This is a genomic window from Thermococcus sp. EP1 (assembly GCF_001317345.1).
Classification (GTDB): domain Archaea; phylum Methanobacteriota_B; class Thermococci; order Thermococcales; family Thermococcaceae; genus Thermococcus_A.
The window spans coordinates 1-1,610 of record NZ_JXCG01000030.1; the positions used below are offsets into that span (position 1 = coordinate 1).

The window sequence follows — 1,610 nt, forward strand, 5'->3', positions numbered from 1 at the left end:
TTTGTGCAAATGAATGCCCAACAAAAGCAATAAGCATGGTAAGAGAGGAGAAGTGAGGTGATAAAATGCCAAAGAAAGTTGTAAGTGGAAATTATGCGGCTGCTTATGCGGCGAAACATGCGAGAGTTGAGGTTGTAGCCGCTTACCCTATCACGCCTCAGACTTCAATTATTGAAAAAATAGCTGAGTTTATAGCTAATGGAGAGGTCGAAAATCTTCAATATGTCTCAGTTGAGAGTGAGCACTCAGCAATGGCTGCTTGTATAGGTGCCTCAGCGACGGGAGCAAGGACTTTCACGGCAACATCTGCTCAAGGTCTCGCTTTAATGCATGAGATGCTTCACTGGGCTGCTGGAGCAAGACTCCCAGTAGTGATGGTGGATGTTAACAGAGCAATGGCTCCACCGTGGAGTGTTTGGGATGATCAAACAGACTCTCTTGCCCAAAGAGATACTGGATGGCTTCAATTTTATGCTGAAAACAACCAAGAGGTCTACGACGGTGTACTAATGGCATTTAAAATTGGTGAACATGAAAAAGTCAACCTTCCAGTAATGGTTATTGAAAGTGCATTTATCCTAAGTCACACTTATGATGTAGTTGATATGCCAAACCAAGAGGAAATAGATGATTTCCTCCCACCAAGGAAGCCTCTCTATACATTGACAGACTTTGAAAACCCATTCTCAGTTGGTGCACTAGGTACTCCAGCTGATTACTACGAATTTAGATATAAGATTGAAAAAGCCATGGAAAACGCTAGAAAGATCATTAAAGAAGTTGGTAAGGAATTTGGAGAAAGGTTTGGAAGAGATTACAGTCAGATGATAGAGCTATACAGAACAGAGGATGCAGAGATCGTTTTCATGGGTATGGGGTCTCTAATGGGTACTGTTAAAGAGGCCGTTGATGTTCTTAGAAATGAGGGATACAAGGTAGGAGCTGCAAAGGTCCGCTGGTTCAGACCATTCCCCAAGGAAGAACTTTATGAGTTGGGCAAAAACGTGGAAGGGATAGCAGTCCTTGATAGAAACTTCTCATTTGGACAAGAGGGAATTCTCTTCAATGAAGCTAAAGGTGTTCTTTACAACACTGATGCAAACCCAATAATGAAGAACTACATTGTTGGACTTGGCGGAAGGGACTTAACAGTGAATGACGTGAGAGTAATTGCCAAGAATATGAAAGAAATAATTGAAAAGAAGAAACTGGATAGGGAAATCGAATGGTACCACTTAAAGAGGTGAGAAGAATGGAACTTCCTGCTGAGGTGAAAAAGAAATTAACACTCCCTGCTGAGGAACACTTTTACGCTGGACACACGGCTTGCCAGGGTTGTGGAGCCTCTTTAGGGTTAAGGTATGTTTTAAAAGCTTATGGGAACAAGACAATATTCACAATACCTGCATGTTGTTCAACAATTATAGCAGGTCCGTGGCCTTATTCGGCTTTGAATGCTCCTCTATTCCATACAGCGTTTGAGACTACTGGTGCGGTTATAAGCGGTATTGAGGCAGCTTTAAAAGCAAAAGGCTACAAAGTTAAGGGTGAAGATGGAATAATGGTAGTCGGCTGGGCAGGAGATGGTGGTACAGCAGATATTGGTCTCC

General features: G+C 42.5%; 1 protein-coding gene and 1 pseudogene. Both read left to right on the forward strand.

Annotated features, from left to right (window positions below; translation table 11 throughout):
* Nucleotides 1-65 precede the first annotated feature (65 nt).
* Nucleotides 66-1,247 carry a pyruvate ferredoxin oxidoreductase gene (gene porA, locus EP1X_RS09900; RefSeq protein WP_055284080.1) on the forward strand — a complete coding sequence of 394 codons (1,182 nt, stop codon included), beginning with the start codon at nt 66-68 and terminating at the stop codon, nt 1,245-1,247.
* Nucleotides 1,248-1,252: 5 nt separating this feature from the next.
* Nucleotides 1,253-1,610: pseudogene (locus tag EP1X_RS09905) on the forward strand (pyruvate synthase subunit beta); the annotation flags it as partial.

What these genes read in the sequence shown, in the direction of transcription:
- porA (WP_055284080.1), top strand. Translation starts at nt 66, where the DNA reads ATGCCAAAGAAAGTTGTAAGTGGAAATTATGCGGCTGCTTATGCGGCG.